Source organism: Devosia sp. T2-14 (assembly GCF_055397495.1).
In genome coordinates this window covers 2,601,983-2,626,347 of record NZ_AP027921.1, presented here as the reverse complement: position 1 = coordinate 2,626,347, position 24,365 = coordinate 2,601,983, and the positions used below count along the sequence as shown (strand labels likewise).

At 63.0% G+C, this 24,365-nt stretch carries 10 protein-coding genes; 2 read left to right on the top strand and 8 right to left on the bottom strand.

Translation table 11 applies throughout. The features are described from left to right. Positions 1-45 precede the first annotated feature (45 nt). The 6 genes from ACZ5WT_RS12780 to ACZ5WT_RS12755 all read right to left on the bottom strand — a co-directional run bounded on the left by ACZ5WT_RS12780 (position 46) and on the right by ACZ5WT_RS12755 (position 19,934). Positions 46-13,155 (bottom strand): DUF5801 repeats-in-toxin domain-containing protein, encoded by a 13,110-nt coding sequence (locus ACZ5WT_RS12780; protein WP_464284174.1) that lies wholly within the window; start codon positions 13,153-13,155, stop codon positions 46-48. Between the two features lie 208 nt (positions 13,156-13,363). Further along, a complete protein-coding gene (locus ACZ5WT_RS12775; protein WP_464284173.1) occupies positions 13,364-14,452 on the bottom strand; it encodes an ABC transporter ATP-binding protein in 1,089 nt (362 codons plus the stop codon). Between the two features lie 3 nt (positions 14,453-14,455). Next, positions 14,456-15,283 (bottom strand): carbohydrate ABC transporter permease, encoded by an 828-nt coding sequence (locus tag ACZ5WT_RS12770; RefSeq protein ID WP_464284172.1) that lies wholly within the window; start codon positions 15,281-15,283, stop codon positions 14,456-14,458. Continuing rightward, positions 15,280-16,194 (bottom strand): carbohydrate ABC transporter permease, encoded by a 915-nt coding sequence (locus ACZ5WT_RS12765; RefSeq protein ID WP_464284171.1) that lies wholly within the window; start codon positions 16,192-16,194, stop codon positions 15,280-15,282. The genes ACZ5WT_RS12770 and ACZ5WT_RS12765 overlap by 4 nt, the downstream gene beginning before the upstream one ends. Positions 16,195-16,267: 73 nt before the next feature. Continuing rightward, entirely contained in the window at positions 16,268-17,566 is a 1,299-nt protein-coding gene (locus ACZ5WT_RS12760; protein WP_464284170.1) for an ABC transporter substrate-binding protein, read from the bottom strand. A gap of 58 nt (positions 17,567-17,624) precedes the next feature. Beyond that, complete coding sequence (locus ACZ5WT_RS12755; RefSeq protein ID WP_464287206.1) at positions 17,625-19,934, bottom strand: alpha-L-rhamnosidase; 2,310 nt, start codon at positions 19,932-19,934, stop codon at positions 17,625-17,627. 259 nt (positions 19,935-20,193) lie between these two features. On the opposite strand from ACZ5WT_RS12755, the gene ACZ5WT_RS12750 reads away from it, so the two are divergent. Beyond that, positions 20,194-21,216 (top strand): LacI family DNA-binding transcriptional regulator, encoded by a 1,023-nt coding sequence (locus ACZ5WT_RS12750; protein ID WP_464284169.1) that lies wholly within the window; start codon positions 20,194-20,196, stop codon positions 21,214-21,216. 8 nt (positions 21,217-21,224) lie between these two features. On the opposite strand, the gene ACZ5WT_RS12745 is transcribed toward ACZ5WT_RS12750, so the two are convergent. After that, positions 21,225-21,707, bottom strand: a complete 483-nt coding sequence (locus tag ACZ5WT_RS12745; protein ID WP_464284168.1) for a hypothetical protein — start codon at positions 21,705-21,707, stop codon at positions 21,225-21,227. Positions 21,708-21,709: 2 nt separating this feature from the next. Beyond that, positions 21,710-22,408 (bottom strand): helix-turn-helix transcriptional regulator, encoded by a 699-nt coding sequence (locus ACZ5WT_RS12740; RefSeq protein WP_464284167.1) that lies wholly within the window; start codon positions 22,406-22,408, stop codon positions 21,710-21,712. A 617-nt stretch (positions 22,409-23,025) separates the two neighbouring features. On the opposite strand from ACZ5WT_RS12740, the gene ACZ5WT_RS12735 reads away from it, so the two are divergent. Then, complete coding sequence (locus ACZ5WT_RS12735; RefSeq protein ID WP_464284166.1) at positions 23,026-24,351, top strand: hypothetical protein; 1,326 nt, start codon at positions 23,026-23,028, stop codon at positions 24,349-24,351. Positions 24,352-24,365 lie beyond the last annotated feature (14 nt).

The window sequence follows — 24,365 nt, the reverse complement described above, 5'->3', positions numbered from 1 at the left end:
CGCCAGGAGCGTGCCATTTTGGTTTGGATGGGTCGACGGAAGCGATCAGATATCGAAGATCTTGACCGTCTGGTTGTCGTCGAGGATCAGGTTGATACTCTCGGCCGCCGAGGTAAGGTTGCTGCCGGTGTCCTTGATCACCGCAACGTCGTGCCAGCCGGTCGCATCGTGAACCTGAATGGTCACGTCACCCTCGACACCGCCGCCAGCCGCACCGATGGCCTTGGTCGAGCCATCGGCATATTTGAACTGCACGTCGGCCTGGTTGCCCGTGGCACCCGGCAGCAACTGGCTGAGATCGATGGTATCGCCGATCACGAAGTCGGTAATGGTATCGACGTTGCTGGCCCCCATTTCGGCGAACCTGAATATGTCGTTGCCGCTGCCACCGGTAAGGGTGTCATTGCCAAGGCCGCCAAGCAGAATGTCATCGCCGTCGCCGCCGGTCAGGATGTCATTGCCCGCCCCGCCGAATAGCTGATCGTTGCCCGACCCGCCGTGCAGCTGGTCGTTGCCGTCATCGCCATACAGCACATCGTTTCCGGATTCGCCGAACAGCAGGTCGTTACCAGTCCCGCCATACACCGTGTCGTTTCCAGCTCCGGCGTAGACGATATCATTACCGCCACCGACAGAGATATTGTCGGCGCCGTCACCGCTGGAGACCTTGTTGTCTTCGTTGGTGAACGACGTGATAACGTCGCCATACTGGCTACCGACCACGTTGGCATTGCCGGCATTCAGCAACACGTTGATCGCAGTCGAAGACCCGGTGTAGTCAGCCGTTCCCGGAGGCCACGTCGTGAATGGCAGCGTGCCCGTCGCCGTATCCCCGTCCCGGTCGGTCGCCAGCAAGTTGAAGTTGAAATTCAACTCCTGCCCTGCCCCGCCACCCAGGATGCTGTATCCGCCGACCGACAGGCGCATGGATTCGCCGTCGAGGCTGAGACCGCCGCCAAAGGGATTGAAGGCGTTCGACGGATTTTCCACTTCGATCTGGTTGAACCCGCCGTTCGCGATCACCTGAACCACGCTTGCAGCGGTCAGGCCCGTCACCAGATAGCCACCATTGCCATCGCTTCGCAGCCCGGCAAGGTTGACGGTGACGCCATTGACAACGATCGACGTGATGGTTGCCACAGATCGAGTGCCGGTGAGAGCAGTCTGGTGCGCGGCGGTATCGCCCGCCACATCTGTTGCGGTAGAATTGTAGATGCGCACCCAGATTTCTGTGCCCGCTGGAGCGTCATTGGTGACGAAGGAGAAGGCATTCACATTGTAATGCCCGCCGTAGTTGTAGGTGCCTCCCCCCGTCGCGGCGTTCACAAAATCAAACCGGGTGATTTCGTTGTCCTGGTACTGATTGTTGTTAACGCCAATACCATTCGAACTCGTATTGACCGAGCCAGCCGTGATCGCGTTGGCTCCGGTCCGAACCGCAGCTGATATCAGCACGTCCCGATCGCCAGCACCGTTGATCACGTTGAACGCAACGTTGCCGTTCTCCGCAACCTGCAGGGCGTTGGGGTTCAGGGTTACTTGGCTTCCATCGTCCAGCGCCTCGTAGAACTTCACGGTATACTGGTCGTTGGCCTCAACTGTCGCGCTCGGATCGAGCTTGACGTCAAAGATCACCTTGCCGCCCGTGCCATCCGCATTCGCCCCGGTCTTGGCGACCAGTGTGTCGGTGCCAAAGCCATAAAGCTTTACCTGCTGGCCGCCGGACATCACGTTGCCAAGCTGGGAGGTCAGGTTAGAGCCATTCGTCCCGGAGAACACGATGGTGCCGCCATCGGCGCCGATATTCTCGAAGAAGTTGAGGTCGCCCTGGACAACAGCATCGGTTCCGTTGATCGCCCAACCGGCTCGCGCAACGATCGCGTCGGGCGCATCATCTTCCACCACGATAGTCGCAGTCGTGGGTGTGGAATACTGGGCGTCAGAGACGGTCATCCCAACGGTGAAAGACAGCTGGTTCTCGCCGCCGCCCGTCGGGTGGTCGACCGGACCTGACAGCGTCGCAGTCACCACGCCAGCGGCGTTCACCGAGAGGGTAATGATCGGCGTGCCGCCGACAGAGCCCACGAGCTGACCCGTGCCGACCCCAGTCCAGACCAGATCCAGACCGCCAGACTTGATACCCAACGGTGCTGATGAGAAGACGCTAGTCAGCGCATCCCCTTCCGCATCGACAAGGCCGAGGCTGCCGCTGGCGCTGGCATTGTTGGTGGTGTCCTGGCTGCCCAGCGTATCGGGATTGCCATTGGGCAGCCCTTCTTCGGATACGCGGATGGTCACCGGCGTAGCGGTCGGCGCCGTGTTCGCGTTGGTCACCACATAGCCCTGGGGCGCGTCGGCAAAGTCGCCATCGCTGTCCGTGATGCGGTAGAGGAAACTACCCGACTGGGCGCTGGCGGAGGCGTTCACCTCCGGATCGAGACTCCAGGCGCCGTTGGCGGTAAAGGTGAACTTGCCGATGCCCGCGACGGTGAAGGGGCCAGAGCCGATCAGGCTCCAGGTCGTACCGCCATCGAAGGAGACATGCGTCACCGATGCCCCGTCGGCTCCCTTGACGTCGTTGTCGAGCAGATTCGTGCCCGCAGTCACGCCGTCGGCTTCGCTCACTTCCAGGACCGGTCCGGCATTGGCCACCGGCACGTCGTCGGTGATGACCACGTCCAGCTGGCCGTTAGCCGAGGACCCGTCGCTATCCGTCACCACCACCGGGAAGACGATGGAGAAGGTGTTTTCGCCATTGGCATTGGCGTGAGTGACGTTGTCCTTGAGCGTATAGCTGTAGCTGACCGTGCCGGCACCCGTCGCGGTGTTCAACGTAAACCCGGTCACCGTCAGTGTGCCGGTCGTATCGTTGACGATGGTCTGCGGGAACGGACCGGCCACGGGCACTGGCGTGCCGTTGATGGTCAGCGAGCCGAAGCCGTCGGCAGCGGTGAAGCTGAACGAACCGGTCCCGGTCAGGGATTCGGGCGTGGTATCGGAACCGGCAGGCTCCGAACCGCGCACGCCCAGATCGTCTTCATCAAGCCGGATCTCACCGCCAGCTGTATCCAGACCGGTGATCGTCACCCCGTCATTGGCGCCGTTGATGGTGATGGTCAGCGTCGTCGTCGAGACGTCGCCATCGCCATCCGTGATGGTGTAGCTGAAGGTTTCCGTCAGCGTTTCATTGGAAGACAGCCCCTGCACGGCCGCCGCCCCGTTGTCGAGCGTATAGGTGTAGGAGCCGTTGGCGTTGAGGATCAGCGTGCCATAGGCGCCGGCGGTCGAGCCGCCCACCGTCCCCGCCGCCGAACCGGATACCGCCGTCACCGTGGCGCCGTCGGCGCCCTGGGTGTCGGCCTCCGAGCCATTGGCATCGCCTGTCAGCACATTGCCGTTGGCAACAAGGGCACCGTCTTCGGTAACGCTATTGGTATCGGCATTGGCCACCGGCACGTCGTCGGTGATGACCACGTCCAGCTGGCCGTTAGCCGAGGACCCGTCGCTATCCGTCACCACCACCGGGAAGACGATGGAGAAGGTGTTTTCGCCATTGGCATTGGCGTGAGTGACGTTGTCCTTGAGCGTATAGCTGTAGCTGACCGTGCCGGCACCCGTCGCGGTGTTCAACGTAAACCCGGTCACCGTCAGTGTGCCGGTCGTATCGTTGACGATGGTCTGCGGGAACGGACCGGCCACGGGCACTGGCGTGCCGTTGATGGTCAGCGAGCCGAAGCCGTCGGCAGCGGTGAAGCTGAACGAACCGGTCCCGGTCAGGGATTCGGGCGTGGTATCGGAACCGGCAGGCTCCGAACCGCGCACGCCCAGATCGTCTTCATCAAGCCGGATCTCACCGCCAGCTGTATCCAGACCGGTGATCGTCACCCCGTCATTGGCGCCGTTGATGGTGATGGTCAGCGTCGTCGTCGAGACGTCGCCATCGCCATCCGTGATGGTGTAGCTGAAGGTTTCCGTCAGCGTTTCATTGGAAGACAGCCCCTGCACGGCCGCCGCCCCGTTGTCGAGCGTATAGGTGTAGGAGCCGTTGGCGTTGAGGATCAGCGTGCCATAGGCGCCGGCGGTCGAGCCGCCCACCGTCCCCGCCGCCGAACCGGATACCGCCGTCACCGTGGCGCCGTCGGCGCCCTGGGTGTCGGCCTCCGAGCCATTGGCATCGCCTGTCAGCACATTGCCGTTGGCAACAAGGGCACCGTCTTCGGTAACGCTATTGGTATCGGCATTGGCCACCGGCACGTCGTCGGTGATGACCACGTCCAGCTGGCCGTTAGCCGAGGACCCGTCGCTATCCGTCACCACCACCGGGAAGACGATGGAGAAGGTGTTTTCGCCATTGGCATTGGCGTGAGTGACGTTGTCCTTGAGCGTATAGCTGTAGCTGACCGTGCCGGCACCCGTCGCGGTGTTCAACGTAAACCCGGTCACCGTCAGTGTGCCGGTCGTATCGTTGACGATGGTCTGCGGGAACGGACCGGCCACGGGCACTGGCGTGCCGTTGATGGTCAGCGAGCCGAAGCCGTCGGCAGCGGTGAAGCTGAACGAACCGGTCCCGGTCAGGGATTCGGGCGTGGTATCGGAACCGGCAGGCTCCGAACCGCGCACGCCCAGATCGTCTTCATCAAGCCGGATCTCACCGCCAGCTGTATCCAGACCGGTGATCGTCACCCCGTCATTGGCGCCGTTGATGGTGATGGTCAGCGTCGTCGTCGAGACGTCGCCATCGCCATCCGTGATGGTGTAGCTGAAGGTTTCCGTCAGCGTTTCATTGGAAGACAGCCCCTGCACGGCCGCCGCCCCGTTGTCGAGCGTATAGGTGTAGGAGCCGTTGGCGTTGAGGATCAGCGTGCCATAGGCGCCGGCGGTCGAGCCGCCCACCGTCCCCGCCGCCGAACCGGATACCGCCGTCACCGTGGCGCCGTCGGCGCCCTGGGTGTCGGCCTCCGAGCCATTGGCATCGCCTGTCAGCACATTGCCGTTGGCAACAAGGGCACCGTCTTCGGTAACGCTATTGGTATCGGCATTGGCCACCGGCACGTCGTCGGTGATGACCACGTCCAGCTGGCCGTTAGCCGAGGACCCGTCGCTATCCGTCACCACCACCGGGAAGACGATGGAGAAGGTGTTTTCGCCATTGGCATTGGCGTGAGTGACGTTGTCCTTGAGCGTATAGCTGTAGCTGACCGTGCCGGCACCCGTCGCGGTGTTCAACGTAAACCCGGTCACCGTCAGTGTGCCGGTCGTATCGTTGACGATGGTCTGCGGGAACGGACCGGCCACGGGCACTGGCGTGCCGTTGATGGTCAGCGAGCCGAAGCCGTCGGCAGCGGTGAAGCTGAACGAACCGGTCCCGGTCAGGGATTCGGGCGTGGTATCGGAACCGGCAGGCTCCGAACCGCGCACGCCCAGATCGTCTTCATCAAGCCGGATCTCACCGCCAGCTGTATCCAGACCGGTGATCGTCACCCCGTCATTGGCACCATTGATGGTGATGGTCAGCGTCGTCGTCGAGACGTCGCCATCGCCATCCGTCATGACGTAAGGGAATGAATCTGTGAGAGTTTCGCCCTCCGACAGGCCCTGGATGATGGCTTGTGACGCCGCGTCGGTCTTGAGGGTATAGGAATAGGTGCCGTCGGTACCGAGCACCAGAATACCGTAACTGCCATTGAACGTGCCGATGGAGGTCACGGCCTTGCCACTATCGGCGCCCGAGATATCGTTGGTGAGCACATTGCCACTTGTGCTGAGTGCATCTTCGCTCAGCGCATTGACGTCAGCGACCGCCGTCGGCACGTCGTCGACGATGCTGATCACCAGGTTGCCCGAGGCTGGGTCGCCATCGGCGTCGGTCACCACGATGGCGAAGCTCTCGCTGGTCGCGTCACCCGAGGTGTTGTCGGTCAGGGTATAGCTGTAGCCGATCGTGCCATTGGCGATGCTGGTGATGGTCAGCGTGCCATGCGCGCCGGGGAAGATCTGGTTGACCCCCGTCACCGCCACGCCGCCGATGGTCACGACCGCCGGGCCGTCGACCGCCACATAGCTGAAGCTGCCCGATGTGGTCTCGCTGTTGCCCGCGGCCGCCGAGCCTTCGCTCTCGCCCGGACGCGCCGGCAGACCCGCTTCGTTGACGCTGGTCCCCGCCCCACCCGCCATCGGCAGGTTGATGGTCACCCCGCTGTCAGCAATGCTGATGGTCAGCGTGGTGGAGGACGTGTCGCCGTCACCATCCTTGATGGTGTAGGTGAAGACATCGTCGACGCCGCCCTTGCTGTTGGCGTTGCGGACATAATTGTAGGAACCGTCGGCCGAGATCGTCAGGACGCCATAGGCACCGTTGATGACGGTATTGTTGGACACGGCTGCGGAAGCGCCCCCGGCCGTCGTGGCGACGATATTGCTGACCACAGCGCCGTCTGCACCCAGGGCATCGGCCACGCCATCGGTCGCATTGGCGTCGCCGCCGGCGACGTCAATGCCGGTCAGCACGTTGCCGGTGGCGACGGGCAGGTAATAGCTGAAATCGTCGAGGCCGAAATAGGCCGGCGCGTCGAGGGACAGGTGGTGGACGTTACCCAGGCTGGAGAGATCAACCAGGGTGGGGCCACCGGTAGCGCCGGGCTGAACCGATACGGTCAGCGTGCCAATGATGGCGTTGCTGGCGTCATAGGCGACGATGGTCACGGTGACCGGCGAGGCATTCTGCGAGGACATCCAGACCTGCAGCGGGCGGAACAGTCCGCCGTCGGCGCGGGCGATGGTCATCGGGTCGCCAGCCGTGCCTTCATAGCCAGGGACTTCGATGCCGGTCGCCTCGCCGAAGAAGGCCAGATTGTCACCCGACCGCGGGGCATAGGTCGCGTAGGGCGCCGTGCCTGCTGGATTGTGGACGCCCATCTGGCCGAACACAAAGCCATCGAGGCTGGGCAGGCGCTGCTCGCCGCCATCCGCCAGAGGGGGGATGTTGTCAAAGGTCATGACGACGGGCGCGCCCACCGAATCCACGTCAGCGCGGGCGGTCGGGACGTCGTCGTTGAACTCGAGATTGAGCGTGCCGGTGGCGGTATCAGCCGCGGACGTATCCGCATCGGTGTCGCCCACCGTATAGTGGATCACCTCGGAAACACTGGCTTCGGTGTTGTCGCCCAGCGGATGACGCACGGGTGCCAGCAAGGTCACGGTATAGTCGCCGGTCGACTGATCGACGACGATTTCGAAGAGGTTCAATCCATCACGGTCACCACCGGTGACCACGGCGGTCAGCGTGCTGGTTGCATTGTCCCACTGATAGGTAACCGTCTCCTGCCCGATCGTGCCCGGCAGGCCGTCCATGTTGGCCATGCTGAAGACAAGGGCAACGTTGCCCCCGGCGCCCGGCAGCGTGCCCTCGAAGGTTGCTTCATTATTGTCCGATTGGGGCGGCACCACGATGTCGCCGGCCGATGCGGCAGGGTTTGCACCCGCGAGGCCATCATCATCGACCATGGCGCTGGTCGTGCCGGCGGTCGGGATCAGGTTGGTCTGCTTGACCGAGAAGACGACATAGCCGTTTCCGAAGGTGACGCCGTCGCCGTCACCGTCAACGACGGTGATGAACTTGCCGAAATCGAGCGCGAGGTGGCTCGCCGCGCCGTGATCAATGTCGCTGTACATGGTCAGGACGGCCTTGCCGCCGACGATGGTCAGCTCGAATACCTTGGCGTTGCTGGCGGTGAAGCCGGTGACGGTCGTGCCGTCAGAGCGGACCTGAACCTGCTCGCCGCCGGAATGCAGCGTGCCGAAATCGGTCGCAGCAAAGGCCTTGATCTGGAAGCCGCCGCTGGCATGCGCGCCGTCGGCGCCGAATTGTGCCAGCGCCGACAGGTCGATCTGCCCGGTCTGCGGTGCAGCTGGCACGTCGACCGTTTGGGAGATGCCCATATTGTCGAGGATGATGCGCCCGGCCAGGGTGTTTGATGGGACGAGCTCAAGCCGCGACAGGCCGAGACCGGCGAAGCTGGTGCCTGCCGCGGTGAACACCGTCGAAGGAGTCTGCGCTGCATAGGCGACGTCGGCCGCGTTGAAAATGTAGGTGGCGATCAGCGCACCCGAGGCATCGTAGCCGTTCAGGGTGACCTGCGCGCCGCCAGCGCCGAACTTCCCGATTGCCATGCTATCGATGGTGAAGGTCGTGCCGGAGGCGGCCGTGAACACGATCGGCGTCGCGCCGGGGTTCTGCGGCGGGCCCTGCAAGGCGGATTCGGCGACATGATTGGCGATCACCGACCCGGCATTGACCGAGAGATTTGGACCGAGATTGGGGATCTGCCCGGTCGTTCCGGTGAAGTCGAATGTGGCCGTCGTGGTAACGGTCGTTGCCGCAACCGGTTCGTCCATTTCGGTCGCAGCCGGGGGCGCACTGGCAATGACCGGGCTGTCGTCGTCCACGTTGAAGCTGAGCGTGCCCGCGTCGGAGTCGCCATCGCGATCATAGACCTTGAAGCCGAACTGCAGCAGCAGGTTGTCCTCAAACGAGGTCTCGACGCCGCCGGTCGAAGGATCGTCCTGCGCCGGATGGGCCAGTGCGGCAGACATGGTCAGGGTGTAGGTGCCGTCTGACTTGATCTCAAGGGTAAAGACGGTAACCGGGCCCACGCCCGGCACGTTCATGGTACCGGTCAGCGTGCCGCCCAATTCGTACCCGACCGCAGCGCCACCAGCATTCGAGCCGGCCGCCCACGCGGTGGTCACGGCATAGGCCGTGCCGACGCCGTTGGCGCCCACATAGATGGCCTGGAGCGGGCTGACCGCTCCGTTCTGCCCATTGATGGAAAGGCTGTCGACGACGATCCGGTCGAGCCCGTCGGCACCGGCATTGAACACAATGGTGCCAGTGGCGGTCTTGCCATCGATGTTGTCGCCGGGGCCGCCGGGAATCCCGCCATTCTGGCTGTCATCATCAAGCAGGGCCACGGTGTTCGACGGCGTGACCGACGGCGCGTCGTCGCGGAATTCGATCTTGGCGCCAACTTCGATCACGCGGGTGACGGTATCGCCGTCATAGTCGGTGACCGAGACGCTGAGATTGATCTTGCCGGCCAGGCTCGCAATGTCGTTTGGCCCGTTGTTCGGATCATGCTGGATCGGCAGGTATTGCGCGATCGCGAGATGGCCGAAGTCGCCCAGCAGGTTCGTATCCGAGTAGGTCGCAATGGCGAAGGCGACATTGCCTGACGGGTCGGCGCTGCCATCAGCGGCGGCCAGCCGGCCGATGATCAGGCCGTTTTCCTCGAACAGGTAAATTGCCGTGCCGCCAGCCGCGTAGAGGCCGGACGGAGTGCCGTTAGGGCCGACGAGTTGAATGGCAACGGCCAGCGTCTGGGGCTCATCGGCCCCGGCATTGGCGGAAATGACGATTTCCGCTGCAGTATTGGCTGCATAGCCCAGTCGCACAGTAATGGCCTCGCTGGCCTCGAATGCGCTGAACAGGCCGCGGACGGTAGCTGAATTGGTGTCGTCAGCCTGGTTCCCGGCGCTTTCGTCATGCGTGACGGCGCTATTGGTGGCGCGCAGGCTCAGCGACGGGATGTCATCGGTGATCGTGACATTCGCCTTGCCGGTCAGCAGGACGCTGTCGCCGTCACCATCGGTCGCCTTAATGATCGAGCCGAAATCAATGGACGCAATCGAGCCCGCGCCGGAGACCAACTCGGTATTCTCGGTGTTGGTGCCGTCATCCACATGGTCGAGCTGGTCGAACAGCCGGAAGCTGAAATCGCCGTCGGCTTCCAGGGTGAAGGACAGCACGACCCGCAGCGTGCCCGGTACGAACCCGACGATGGTATCACCGACCAGCGAATACGACAGCGCGGCGCCCTTGGACTGCAGCTGCAGGCTCTGCAGCGTGGTCAGGGCGTTGGATGCAAAGGAGAAACCGCCGCCGGCGGCGGGGCCATCCGCGCCGAAATTCACCAAGGCGGACAGGCTGCCCGACGCAAGTGCGGCGCCCAGCACGGTGGTCGAGGACCCATCGGCGGTGCCGTCTCCCGGGCTGGTGCCGACCGACAGCAAGTTGCGAAGGTCATCTTCGTCAACGGTGATTGCGGCATTGCCGGCAACAACCGACGGACCGTCATCCTTGAACGTGATCACTCCGCCCACCTCGGCGGTGCGCGAGGCGGTGTCGCCGTCGCCATCGGTGGCCGTGACTGTGACGGTCACCAGGCCACTGAGGGTAAGCGCGTCGTCATGGGCAGCAGCAGAGGAGCCGTCGACTGCGTGGTCCAGCGCAACGTTCTGGGTGACCTTGAGGCGGCCATCGGCCAGAATCTCGATCTTGAAGGCGACCTGGTTGGCGCCATACTGGCCCTCCATCGTCGTGGCGCTGGTCGACACCAGCGTGATCGCGTGGCCGCCGATAGTGGTGGTGAGGCCCGTAGCGCTGCCGGCGGTCAGCGACAGCTGATAGGTCAGCGCGTTGGCAACTGCGGCGCCATCGGCACCATAGGTGACAACCGCCGAAACGATCGCGGTCGCGCTCGTGGCGGTGACAGTGCCGATGCCGAAGTTGGTGCCGGTTTCATCCAGGGTAACGGCGTCGGTCACAGTGACCGCGCCAACCGATGGACCATCATCCCTGAACGTGATCGCTCCGCCCACTTCGGCGGCGCGCGAGGCGGTGTCGCCGTCGCCATCGGTGGCCGTGACTGTGACGGTCACCAGGCCATTGAGGGTCAGCGCGTCGTCATGGGCAGCAGCAGAGGAGCCGTCTACGGCGTGGTCCAGCGCAACGTTCTGGGTGACCTTGAGGCGGCCATCGGCCAGAATCTCGATCTTGAACGCGACCTGATTGGCGCCGTACTGGCCTTCCATGGTAGTGGCGCTCGTCGACACCAGCGTGATCGCGTGGCCACCGATAGTGGTGGTGAGGCCAGTGGCACTGCCGCCGGTCAGCGACAGCTGATAGGTCAGCGCGTTGGCGACTGCGGCGCCATCGGCACCATAGGTGACAACCGCCGAAACGATCGCGGTCGCGCTCGTGGCGGTGACAGTGCCGATGCCAAAGTTGGTGCCGGTTTCATCCAGGGTGACGGCGTCGGTCACAGTGACCGCGCCAACCGATGGACCATCATCCCTGAACGTGATCGCTCCGCCCACTTCGGCGGCGCGCGAGGCGGTGTCGCCGTCGCCATCGGTGGCCGTGACTGTGACGGTCACCAGGCCATTGAGGGTCAGCGCGTCGTCATGGGCAGCAGCAGAGGAGCCGTCTACGGCGTGGTCCAGCGCAACGTTCTGGGTGACCTTGAGGCGGCCATCGGCCAGAATCTCGATCTTGAACGCGACCTGGTTGGCGCCATACTGGCCTTCCATGGTGGTGGCGCTCGTCGACACCAGCGTGATCGCGTGGCCGCCGATGGTAGTGGTGAGGCCGGTAGCGCTGCCGCCGGTCAGCGACAGCTGATAGGTCAGCGCGTTGGCGACTGCCGCGCCATCGGCGCCATAAGTGACAACCGCCGAAACGATCGCCGTCGCGCTCGTCGCGGTGACGCTGCCAATGCCAAAGTTGGTCCCGGTTTCATCCAGGGTGACGGCGTCGGTCACGGTGACCGCGCTAACCGACGGACCATCATCCCTAAACGTGATCGCTCCGCCCACTTCGGCGGTGCGCGATGCGGTGTCGCCATCGCCATCGGTGGCCGTGACTGTGACGGTCACCAGACCATTGAGGGTCAGCGCGTCGTCATGGGCAGCGGCAGAGGAGCCGTCGACCGCGTGGTCCAGCGCAACGTTCTGGGTGACCTTGAGGCGGCCATCGGCCAGAATCTCGATCTTGAACGCGACCTGGTTGGCGCCATACTGGCCTTCCATGGTGGTGGCGCTCGTCGACACCAGCGTGATCGCGTGGCCGCCGATAGTGGTGGTGAGGCCCGTAGCACTGCCGCCGGTCAGCGACAGCTGATAGGTGACGGCATTCGCTGCGGCAGCGCCATCCGCGCCAAAGGCAACGACGGTCGATACGATGGACGCGGCGCTCGTCGCGGTCACGGAGCCAACGCCAAAGCTGGTGCCGGTTTCGTCGACTTCAACCGACCCGCTCACCTGCAGCGGGCTCAGGTCCGGAATGTCGTCGAGGATTTCGTAGCCGAGGGTACCGCGGACCTGGTCGCCCGTTCCGTCGGTGACGACAAATTCGATGTTCTGCAGGGCGGCAAGATCTTCGCCCTGGGCGGCATGCTGGATCGGCCCGAGCAAGGTCGCCCGGATCGTGTAGGTCACGACGCCGGTGCCGTCGTCGCTGGCGGAAACCAGTTCGATGCGCAGGACGGGCTGGCCCAGCCCGTCGCGCCCGACAAGCGCGCCGCCTTCGAGCGCGAAATCAATGGGATTGCCGTTGAGGTCCTTCAGCTGTCCGTCGAGGGCATCCGGATTGACCAAGGCAAAGCCGCCCGCCAGATTGGCCGGCGCGTCATTGCCGAAATCGACCACAATGGTGGCGATCTGAACGGCTGCGCCAATGCCGGCGGCTTCTCCAGTACGGCCGGTATCCACCACCGCGCCCGGCAAAGCGTCCTCATCGAGCGCGCCAAGCAGTCCACGCGTACCATAGGAAATGGACATCAGGACGGGATCGTCGTCGAGCTCGGACGGGTAGTATTCTTCCATCGTCGTGCTGTCGAACAGCAGCTCGGTGGGCGGCAGCAGGTCGCCAATGGCGAGCGCATCGCCGATATTGCCCACGGGCACTTCGAAATTGCCGCCCGAGCCGGGCACGTCGCCGCCGGCAGATGGGCCGGCCGCGGTCTGGATGTCATTGGCGGCAAACAAGGCGGCCACGGTCTGCGGCGGGATTTCCACCGCGCCGATCATGACGGTTAGTCCCTCGACGGCGCCGTTTGGCACCACGATGACAGAACCATCGGGCTGAACGAATTCAAGGTCAGCGCCATTGACGCGCGGCTGGTCGATACTGGCGCCGGCCGGCAGGCGGACGACGTTGCCCTGGTCAACCTCCAGCACGAGGCGCTGGGCGCCCTCGGCTACCGCCGGCTGTGGTTCTACCGCTGGTTGGGTCGCGGCCTGGGCGACGAGCACGGGGGCCTCGCCTGCTGCGTTCTTGACCTGACCGGCGTCGACTGCACCCTCAACACGCTCAACCATGACCCACTCATCGCAAAAGGTTACTTGTTGCGGCGACTATAGGTTTGATTTTCTCGGCGGCACAATCTGTCGAAGTGGGTGATGTTATACCGGGGTATGCATCAAATTATAAATAGTTACTTAACCTTAACCACACCCGCATACCGGAGTATGAATTCTATATTTTTGGCCGGAAATCCGGGCCTCCAGCTCCTCCCCGCCTGGCAAATCAGTTGGGCGCCGGATGGCGGGCCCGCCCATCACTGTCGAACAGGATGGCGGCGTCGGGTGAAAAGGTCAGTTCCTGGGTCTGGCCAATGCTCAGACTATGGTCGCCATCGAGCACGGCTAGCCAGGAAATGCCCGACGGCAGCGTCAGGTTGACGTTGGTTTCATTGCCAAGCCGCTCGATCAGCGCCACCGCACCGACCAGTGTCCCGCCGCCATCGGTGACGATGGCATGGGGCCGAACGCCCAGCGTCAACGTATCACCCTCGCTGATCCCCGCCGTATCTGCCGGGATGGTCAGCGGCGAGAGGTCCTTGCTCCGCACGGTGATCGTGCCCTGCCCCACCGCGTCGACCACCACCGGCGCGAAGTTCATTTTCGGGGAGCCGATGAACCCGGCCACAAACAGGTTGGCCGGGCGCTGATAGAGCTCGATCGGCGCCCCGACCTGCTGCACCTCTCCGGCGCTCAGCACCACGATCTTGTCGGCCAGCGTCATGGCCTCGACCTGATCGTGAGTCACATAGATCATCGTGGCCCCGAGATCATGATGCAGCCGCGATAGTTCCATCCGCATGTCGACGCGTAGTGCCGCATCCAGATTGCTGAGGGGTTCGTCGAACAGGAACACTTCAGGCTGGCGCACAATGGCCCGGCCAATGGCCACGCGCTGGCGCTGTCCGCCGGACAACTGGCTCGGCTTGCGATCGAGCAGATGCTCCATCTGCAGGATACGCGCGGCTTCGCGGATCTTCTGGTCGCGCACATCCTTGGGCGTCTTGGCCAGCATGAGCCCGAAGCCGACATTGTCGTAGACGGTCATATGCGGGTAGAGCGCATAGTTCTGGAACACCATTGCAATGCCCCGGTCGCGCGGCTCCACGGCATTGCACAGCTGGTCGGCAATCCACAATTCGCCGCCCGAGATCTCCTCGAGGCCCGCAATCATCCGCAGCAAGGTGGACTTGCCGCAGCCCGAGGGCCCGACGAACACCACGAACTCGCCATGGGTGACGCTGAGATCGACGCCGCGGATAACCTCGACATTCCCGTAGCTCTTGTGCAGCGCTTTCAGCTCAAGTCCGGCCATGGTCTATCCTTTGACGGCGCCTGCGGTCATCCCCGCCACGATCTGCCGGTTGAAGAACAGGAAGACCAGCAGCGGCGGAATGGTGATGAGCGCAATATTGGTGAACAGCAGATTGTAGGACGTCTGGAACTGGCTCTGGAAATTGTAGAGCGTCAGTTGCACCGTCGCATTGGCATTGCCCGGCAGATAATAGAGCGGGTTGGTGAAGTCGTTGAACACGGCCACCGACTGCACCACGATATTGGTGACAGTCACCGGCCACAGCAGCGGCAGAATGACCCGGAAGAACACGTCGAACGGCCGCGCCCCATCGATGATTGCCGCCTCATCCAGCTCGCGCGGAATGGTGGCGATGAAGGCCCGATAGAGGATGATGGAGAACGGCAGGCCATAGGCCACCTCGATAAGGATCATCCCATGCAGCTTGGCAAACAGCCCGATGCCCTGCAGCAGCCAGATGGTCGGGACCACCGCGGGCGGGATCATCAGTCCGGCAAGGATCAGGAACTCAATGAGCCCGTTGAAGCGTGTCTTGCGGCGCTGCAGCACGAAGCCGACCATGGCAGCGAAGATCACCAGCAGCGTGACGCTGGCGACGGTCAGAATGGTCGAGTTGATGAAGGCGGTCAGCAGCATCCAGTTACGGGTGGTGACCACCTCGACAATGTTGCTCCAGAGGTAGTTCCCGGCAGGCCAGGAGAAATCGAGCAGCGCGGACTGTTTGCGGTCCTTGAAAGCCGTAAGGACGATGAAGGCGAAGGGCACAAGGAACACCACGCCTGACAGCAGGATGGTGACGGCGCTGAGCCAGTGGCGGCGAACGAAACTCATTCATGCCCCTCCCGACGATTGAGCAGCATGGTCAGCGGCACGACCAGCACGGCGATGAGGATGAACAGCACCACATTGCCGGCGGTCGAGAGGCCATAAAAGCCCGCCTGATATTGCTTGTAGATCACCGAGGCCACGGTGTCGGAGGCAAAGCCCGGCCCGCCCCGCGTCATCGCCCAGATCAGGTCGAAGGTCCGCAACCCGCCGATAAAGCTCAGGATGATGACGGTAACCGTCGCCGGCCGGCACAGCGGCAGGGTGACGTAACGGAAGTTCTGGAACTTGGTGGCGCCATCGATGCGGGCGGCCTCGTAATAGTCCTTGGGTATGGCGACGATGCCGGCAATGTAGATGACGGTGGCGAGCCCCACCCCTTTCCACACATCGACCAGCGCCACCGAGAACAGCGCCAGGCTTGGATTGGTCAGCCAGCCCGGCCCCTTGATGCCGAGCAGCGCCAGCCCCTCATTGATCATGCCCTGGGTCGGGTGCATCAGCACCGTGAAGGTAATGCCGACGCCCACGGTCGAAACCAACACCGGAAAGAACACCACCGAGCGCAGATAGCCGCGCGCCGCGATCTGGCTGGTCAGCAGCACCGCCAGCAGCAGGCCCAATACCACCTTGAGGCTAGAGGTAATCACTGCATAGAGCACGGTATTGATCAGCCCCTTGATCAGGAAGGGCTCGCGCAGGAACTGGGCGAAGTTATCCAGCCCGATGAAGGTGGAGTTGAACAGCGTCCATCGCGTCAGGCTGAAATAGAGCGAGGCGACGGTCGGCAGGAGAAACAGCACGCCATAGATGATGGCGGCCGGCAGGAAGAACCAGGCTGGGTAGGGCGATCGGCGTTTGAGCGCCGGCAATGGGGCGGCGCGCACAGGCGCACCGGTCGCGGACAACACGGCCATCCAGCTTTCCTCCTCCAGTTGGCGGTCCCGGGTGAGACCAGAAACCCGGAACCGCCCATGTGCAAGGGGCTAATTACCAGCCCGGGAGACCAAGCTGCTGAGCCTGCTTGCGCACGTCCTCATCGTAGAGCGCGGCACCGTCGGCTGCCGGGCGAATGCCAGAGCCAACTTCAACCGTGATCTGTTCCAGCGCTGGCCCCTTGATGGGCGAGAGGAATTCCAGCGCCGGGCCATTCTGACCGCCTTCGGCAAAGTAGGGCAGCATGTCGGACACGGCAGGTGGCACGTCGGCCGGAAGCGTGCAGCCACTGACCAGGTAGGGGCCCGAGGCGCCACCTGCCCGCGTCTGGGCTTCGCAGCCTTCAACGCTGGCGACAAAGGCGACGAACTTCATGGCCGCTTCCATGTTGGACGTGGTCTGCGGCACATAGAGCCCATCGGGCATCCACACGGTCAGACCGTTCTTGGCGGCATCCTCGCCGGGCTGGGCGAAGAAGCCGACATTGCCGAGCATGTCGGGGTAGGACGCCGCGATGGCCGTGGTGGCGAAGGTCAGCATCGGATAATGCGCACCTTCGCCCGCGGCGACCATGCGAATGCCGTCGTCATATTTGGCGGCTCCGAAGTCCTCGTTGTAGAAGCCCGCGTCATGGGCTTCCTGCAGCTTCTCGAAGCCGCGCAACGCGTTGGGATCGGTGGCGAACTTGGCCTTGCCGGCCGTGTAGTTGGCGGCAAAGTCGGGCTCAGCGGCCGACACGTTGTAATAGTCGGCCAACACGAACAGCTGGCTGGTCCAGGTGTCGCCATAGGTCTGGATCACGGCGACCTTGCCGGCATCCTTGATCTTCTGGTTGTTAGCCATGAACTCGGCCCAGGTCTTGGGAACCGACAGGCCCAGCTCTTCGTAGATGGCCTTGTTGTAGTAGATGCCGCCGCCCATGGCCGCACCCATCGGAGCGCCGCGCACGGTGCCGTCGGGCGCCGTCACCACCTGCTTGAACGAGTTCTGCACATTGGCCTGCCAGGGCTCGTTGGTCATGTCGACCAGGAACTGTTGCGGGTTAATGGCCTGGAACAGCGATCCCGAATTGTAGCGGAAAATATCCGACATGGTGCCGGTGGCCAGCCGCGTCTTGACCAGGTTGTCGCCTTCCGAGCCGCCCGGACGGGTTTCGATATCGATGTTGATGTCGGGGTTGGCGGCTTCGAAGCTCTTTACCAGCTCTTCGGCCACCGCCACGCCATCGGCGCCGCTGGGGATCAGGTAGGTGAGGTTCACGCTCTGGGCGAAGCTGGTGCCGGTCAGCGCCGTCATCGCCATCAGCCCGGCCGACAGGCCGGTCAGGACAATCCTTCGGGAAGTCGTCGTCATTGGTCTCTCTCCCTTTTGCCCGCACCATGCGGGCCCGTCCAAGCCGCCGCCTGTTCAATCAAGGCGTGCGGGCATTGATGCTGTGTTCGGCGCGCTTGCTGCGCGCCACCGGCGTATGCGTGAAGCTGATGGCATGCTGGCCTGGTGCGAGCACGCGCTCCCCTTTCCCGTCCCAGGCAACGCCATCGACCTCGATATTGCGGTAATCGGGCCGCAGCCGCAGCACGCCACGCGACCCCACCGGGACCTCCACGCTGTAGCGCACCTTTTCACCATCGACCGTCCATTCCGCACGGATCGGGCCGCGCGGGCTAGCATGGCTCGCCTTGACCGGCGACAGGTCGGCAATGATCGTCGGCTCGAAGATGATCGTGGCAAAGCCGGCATCATTCTCATCCGGCCGGAAACCTGCAACGCCCTCGAGCAGCCACTGGCACACTGCGCCATATGCGTAGTGATTGTAGGAGTTCATCTGCGGATTGTAGATGGAGCCATCGGCCTGGATCGCATCCCAGCGTTCCCAGATCGTGGTGGCGCCCATCTTCACCTGATAGAGCCATCCCGGCACCTGCTCCTGCAGAAACACATCTGCCGCGAGCCCGATTTCCCCGATCTTGACCAGCGCCGGCAGCAGCGCCGGAGTGCCGATAAAGCCGGTGCCGATGCGCCCATCGGCGCGGGCGATGGTCGCCTTGAAGTAGCGCTTGGCCGCTTCCTGACGGTCAGCCGGGATCAGATCATGCAGGAACGCCAGTGCGTACGATGTCTGGTCGTCATAGGCCAGGCGCCCCGATGGCGTGATGAACTCGCGGGCGAAGGCCGCCTTCACTTGTGCGGCCATGGCCTCGAGCCGCGTCGCGACATCGTCGTTGCCGGTAATGCGGGCGATGCGCGCCACAAGGCTTGAGGTGATGAAGAGGTAGATGGTGGCGGCGGCATCATCGCCAATGGTCGGCAGCGGCTTGGCACTCGGGCCGCTCGGTTGCAGCCAGTCGCCGAAGGTAAAGCCCCGGCCACCCCATTCGCGCGGCGGCGAGACGATGGGGCCATCGCTGATCGACCAGACGAAATCGACCCATTTGACCATGGCCGGCAGCACTTCCTTGAGGAAAGCCGCGTCGCCATAATGCAGATAGAGCTGCCACGGCACGATCGCCACCGCATCGCCCCAGCCGGTGCTGCCGAAGAAACCGGGATAGTCGGCCGGCTTGAGCCGTGTCGGATCGGGCACGACATGGGGCACCGCGCCATCGGCCCGCTGGTCGACCATCAGGTCGCGCATCCACTTCCTGAAGAAGTTATGGGTGTCGCCGAAATAGCAGGCGGTTCCGGCAAAAACCTGCGCGTCGCCGGTCCAGCCGAGGCGCTCATCGCGCTGCGGGCAATCGGTGGGCACTTCGATGAAATTGGCGCGCTGTGACCACACTGTGTTGAGCACCAGCCGGTTCACCAGCTCGCTGCCCGAGGTGAAGGTCGCCGTCACCTCCGTCACCGAGCTGATCGGCACCGACACGATGCTGCTCAGCTTAGCCCTGCCCTCAATGGTAACCCGGGCGTAGCGGAAGCCCTGGAAGGTGAAGAGGGGGCGGTAGTGTTCGACGCCCTTGCCGGACAGGGTGTATTCGAGCCGCGCTTCCGCTGTGCGGAAGTTCACATTGTAAAACTCGCCTTCCCGATTGAGCACTTCGGCATGCTCGACAATGACCCGCGCCCCGGCATCGCCGGATACCTCGAAGGCGACATAGCCGCCGCTGTTCTGCCCGAAATCATAGACCGTCCGGCCCTCGGCATCGCTCCAGCTCTTGACCACCGGCAACGGGCTCAGTTCGCGCACCGGCGTCGTCTCGTGGGCGATAAGCCGGCTCGGATCGAATTCGATTGTCTTGGTGCCGGCCGACACGCTTGGGGTGAAACCGGCATCGAAGATTTCACCGAAATAGATGCCCGACTTCCGCACCGGCAGTTCGCCACTCTGCCAGCTGGCGTCGGTCGCCAGCAACACCGCGTCGCCGGAATGCAGCTCGGCAATGGCAGCGATCTCGTCGCCCCAGGTGTTGAAGATCGGGGCCTTGCCCCACATCATCTGCGAGCGTAGCCAGCCGTCGGCCAGCCAGATTTTGATGCGGTTCTCGCCCGCCACCAGCAGCCCGGCGACGTCGTAGCTCTGGTAGCTCAGGCGATGGTCATAACTGGTCCACCCCGGCGTCAGCAGGTCGTTGCCCACCCGCTGGCCATTGATGAAGCAGCGGTAGAGTCCCAGCGCGCTGATATGCAGCGTCGCGCTATTGGGAACGCTATCGAGCGTGAAGCTTTTCGCGACGAATGAAGCGGGTGTGCCGACGCCCTGATCGGCCAGCGGGCGGATCATCCTGGCGGTCGCCCACAGGGGATTTGCCGCAATGGTCGCGTTTGGCCGCGCCAGCGTAGTCACTGCATCCGTCAAAGTATGCCTCCCTCGCCGCCGCTTGACGGCCCCTCGGTTTCCGAGGTGTATAATGTTCTACGTGTATCGTTCTACGAGAATGAGTTTTTGGCAATAGGCTTTTTGATGGCGGAATGTAATAAGCGGAGAGGCAGGCAATCCCCTGCATTGCTTGGAGAAACTGGCTGTTGAGCTGCGGACCCGCATGAGAAAAGCCCCGACTGCCAAACCGAGCCGCGTTACCATTCGCGAAGTTGCGCAGGATGCTGGCGTTTCGGTCGCCGCCGTTTCCAAGGTGCTGCGCGATGCCTATGGCGTCAGCGACGCAATGCGGCTCAAGGTGCGCCAGTCGATGGTCAAGCTCGGCTACCGGCCGCACACGGCGGCGCGCGGCATGCGGGGGCACACCTATACGCTGGGGCTCATCTTGCCTGAGCTGCGCAATCCGTTCTTCGCCGATATCCTGGCCGGTGTGAACACAGCGCTGGAGCGCACGCAATATCAGGTGCTGATGGGCATCACCCAATCAGGCGCCATGCTGGACGATGCGCTCGTCGACTCCATGATCGACCGCCAGATGGATGGGCTGATCGTCGTCGGCGCCAGCGATCAGGAACAGCTGCTCGATATCGCCCGGCGCAAGCCCCTGGCGACCATCGGCAATCACGCGCCCGACAATCAGCTCTACGATACCGTCAACAATGATGACCATGCCGGCGCGAGCCTGGCGGTGCGGCATCTGGCCGGCAATGGCTATCGCAGCATCGCCATGATGAGCCTGATTTCCACCTCGACCATCATCACGCAGCGCGAGCTCGGCTATCGCCGGGAAATGGTCGAACAGGGGCTGGGCGCCCATGTCAACGTGATCCGCACCCGCCAGACCCCGCGCGAGGTCCAGGTCGCCGCCCGGCGCTTGCTGGAGGGTCCGGACCGGCCCGAGGCCATCTTCTGCTGGACCGACTTCATCGCCCTCGAAGTGATCAGCGTTGCGACCGAGCTGGGCCTGTCGATCCCGCGCGATCTGGCGCTGGTCGGCTATGACAACACCAACTATTGCGACTTCGCCCAGAACAGCCTGACCAGCATCGATCAGTCCGGCGAACTGCTGGGCCTGCAGGTGACGCGCCTGCTGATCGAGCGCGTCAAGGGCCGCAGCGAAACCGAGCATTTCGTGGTGACGCCGCGCGTGGTCGCCCGCCGAAGCTCCTCCCGCCGCCCGCACTGACCGCGCCTTTACACCTCGATATTTCGGGCCGTCATGAACGCCCAGATGTCCCGGTTGACCGCGGTAACGGCTGATATCGCGGCGCGGATGCGGGCCATTTCCTCGTCATCGAGCGCTTCAACCTTGCCGTATTTCAGGTCATCGTTGAAATCGGCGATCCGCATCAGTTGGGTGCTGCTGAGCTCGCCATTGGCGTCGAACGAATAGATGCAGTGGTTATATTTGTTGCGCACCCGCGCCTCGCGCTGCAGCCGGTCGGCAAGGTCGAGCACGGCGCTGCGCGTGTCCGGCGTCACGCCGCTGGTCTTGGCCAGCCGCTCCAGCAGGTCCAGCCGGGCGCGGGTGGTGTTGAGCGTCAGGAAGATGACAATGGCCGCTTCCTTCCGCGTCCCCGCCAGATGGGCGATGAGGTAGATGAACAGGCTCTCGGTATTGGTCCACACATAGTTGAGCTGGCCCACCAGTTGCAGCACCTGGTCGATCCTGGCCATGGTCAGCGCTCCCGCATTGCGACCGGCCCGCGCGGCGTCCGGGACAGATGTTCCTGCAGGAACGCCGCGGCTGCCTGGGTACGATTGGTCACCCGAAGCTTGGCGATCAGATTGTGGACATGGGCTTTCACCGTGTGCTCCGACAGGGCCATGCGGTCGGCGATCAGCTTGTTCTGATAGCCTTCCGAAACCAGCTGCAGGATCTGCCGCTCGCGCGCGGTCAGGGATTCCAGCCCCAGCGCAGCGGCCTGGTCAGCCGCCCGCAGCACGGGCCCCGCGACGCGCACCGCTTCCGCGGGCGGCACCGCCCATTCCCGTTGCACATCGCGATGGAAGGCCCCGTCCTGGGACAGATACTCACCGCCCGCCACCAGCAGCGAGGCGACCGCGAGCCACACATCGAGCGGCAGCGTCAGCGGCAGGATGCCCTGCACCAGTTGATGGTCCATGAGGGTGACATCGAGCTCCTGCGTCCCGCGTTCGACGACGAGCCCGATGGCGGCGGCCGGAAAGCGGCGGCGGCATTCGCGTACATTGCTGGCAGAGGTCCAGCCGTCGCCATGGCTGACCAGCACGAGGCGGACACTGCTGTCGGGCATTTCGGCGCTGGAGAGATGGTCGAGCAGGCTGACCTCGAACATGGTGAAATGCCGTTGCGCCGCCTGGGAGAGACACTGATACACCGCCTGGCGCGACGCCATGAAGACGATGCGCTGCGGTGTCGCTCCCGCGCCCCCTGACCGCTCTGGCACGATCACCCTCCCCTGACTCGGCGGCTTTTTTGGCCGGCCACTCCTCCTGCTCCGCCGGCTCCGCGCGCCGGTCACGTTATGATTAACAAAAGTTAACACTGCCGGGCGTGACGCGAGCGTGATCTTTTCCATCGCACGGCCTCAGTCGATCGAGCCGGTAGCGGGGCCTTGATGGGCCGCTCCTGCCCAAGCGGACTAAGCCTTTGGGGCTTTTTCTAATCCCGGCGCGGGCAAAGGACGTCCATCGCGAACGCCCTGACTCCGAAACCACCGCCTCATGGGCCCTGCGGGTTAGGCCGAACAAACTAGGCAGATAAGGGCCCCGAGCCTGATCTAACTGCTGCCTGTTTTCCGGGGAGCGACCGTTTCACTATCGCCCGGTTTCGGCTGGCCCAGGCCGCCGAACGGGCGACGCCAAAATCGTCGGCACCAGCCGGATCGCCCAAGTGCATCCGGCTCCGCCGCCGCTTCGATCGCCTCCACCCCGCGGAACAGCCAGACTGACCTCGTTGGAAATGCATAGGGGTTATTGGCCAATCCGCTGCTTTTGAGCAGGAGAACCTCTGATGGCCGACAACTTTCAAAACAATGGCACGTTCACCGACAATTCCGACCTGAATTCCCACAACGACAATTCCGACCAATCGACCGACGGCAATACGCTCGACGTCGATGTGTCCGACGTCGGCAACGACAGCTCCGACAACTCGGACAATTCTGATAATTCGGATAACTCCGACAACTCGGATAACTCTGACAATTCGGACAATTCCGATAACTCGGACAACTCCGATAATTCAGACAATTCTGACAACTCTGATAATTCGGACAACTCCGACAATTCCGACAACTCGCTCAACCTCAATGCGACGCTGACGGACAACTTCAACGACAAGTCGGATAATTCCGATAATTCGGACAACTCCGATAACTCGGACAATTCCGACAACTCGGACAACTCCGATAATTCCGATAACTCGGACAATTCGGATAACTCCGATAATTCCGACAACTCGGATAATTCGGCTGATGGCTCGGATAATTCGACGACCAGCGACAGCTTCAATGACAGCCGCAACCAGTCGACCAATACCAGCATGCCGATTTCGGACTCGGGCAATGACAGCTCGGTGAACGACTCCTACAACGACAATTCGACCGATGACGACATCACGCTCGATCTGAACGACGTCGCCAACGACAAGTCGATCAGCGACTCCTACAACGACAATTCCACGACCGACGACAATTCGGCCGACGGATCGGACAACTCGTCCGGCAACGACAATTCGACGAATGACTCGAATAACGACAATTCGAACAATTCGACGAATGACTCCAACAACGACAGCTCGACGCACCTGGACGCCACGATCGACGTGGCGATCAGTGACTCGTTCAACAGCGCCACGGACTCGTACAACACGGATAACGACTTCGCTGACCTCGATATCGGCACCGCCACGATGGACAACCTGTTCATCAATAGCGGCACGCTCGATTTCAATCCCGGCGATGACGTGATCTTCGAGAATGTGTTCAACGGCGCCTTCTCGGGCGGCGGCGATGACGCTGGCTTTGCCATCAACCAGGTTGCCGACATTCTCGACAATGACGCGCTCGAGAACGTGCAGCAGAACAATGGCGGGGCGATCTTCAACGCCTACGCCACTGGTGGCAGCGATCTGCATGCCAGCGACAACACGTTCGACGTCTCCGCCGGTGATGACGCATCCAACCACAACATCGCCGATGGCAGCGCCTATGTCTCTGCCAATGCCTTCAACATGGAAGTTGTGCTGGGTGCGAACCTGCAGCAGAACGCCGTCGACGTGACGGTGGTCGGCGGCGACAACCATATGGGCAACGACGCCGGCAACGACGACGCATAACTCACCCCAAACGA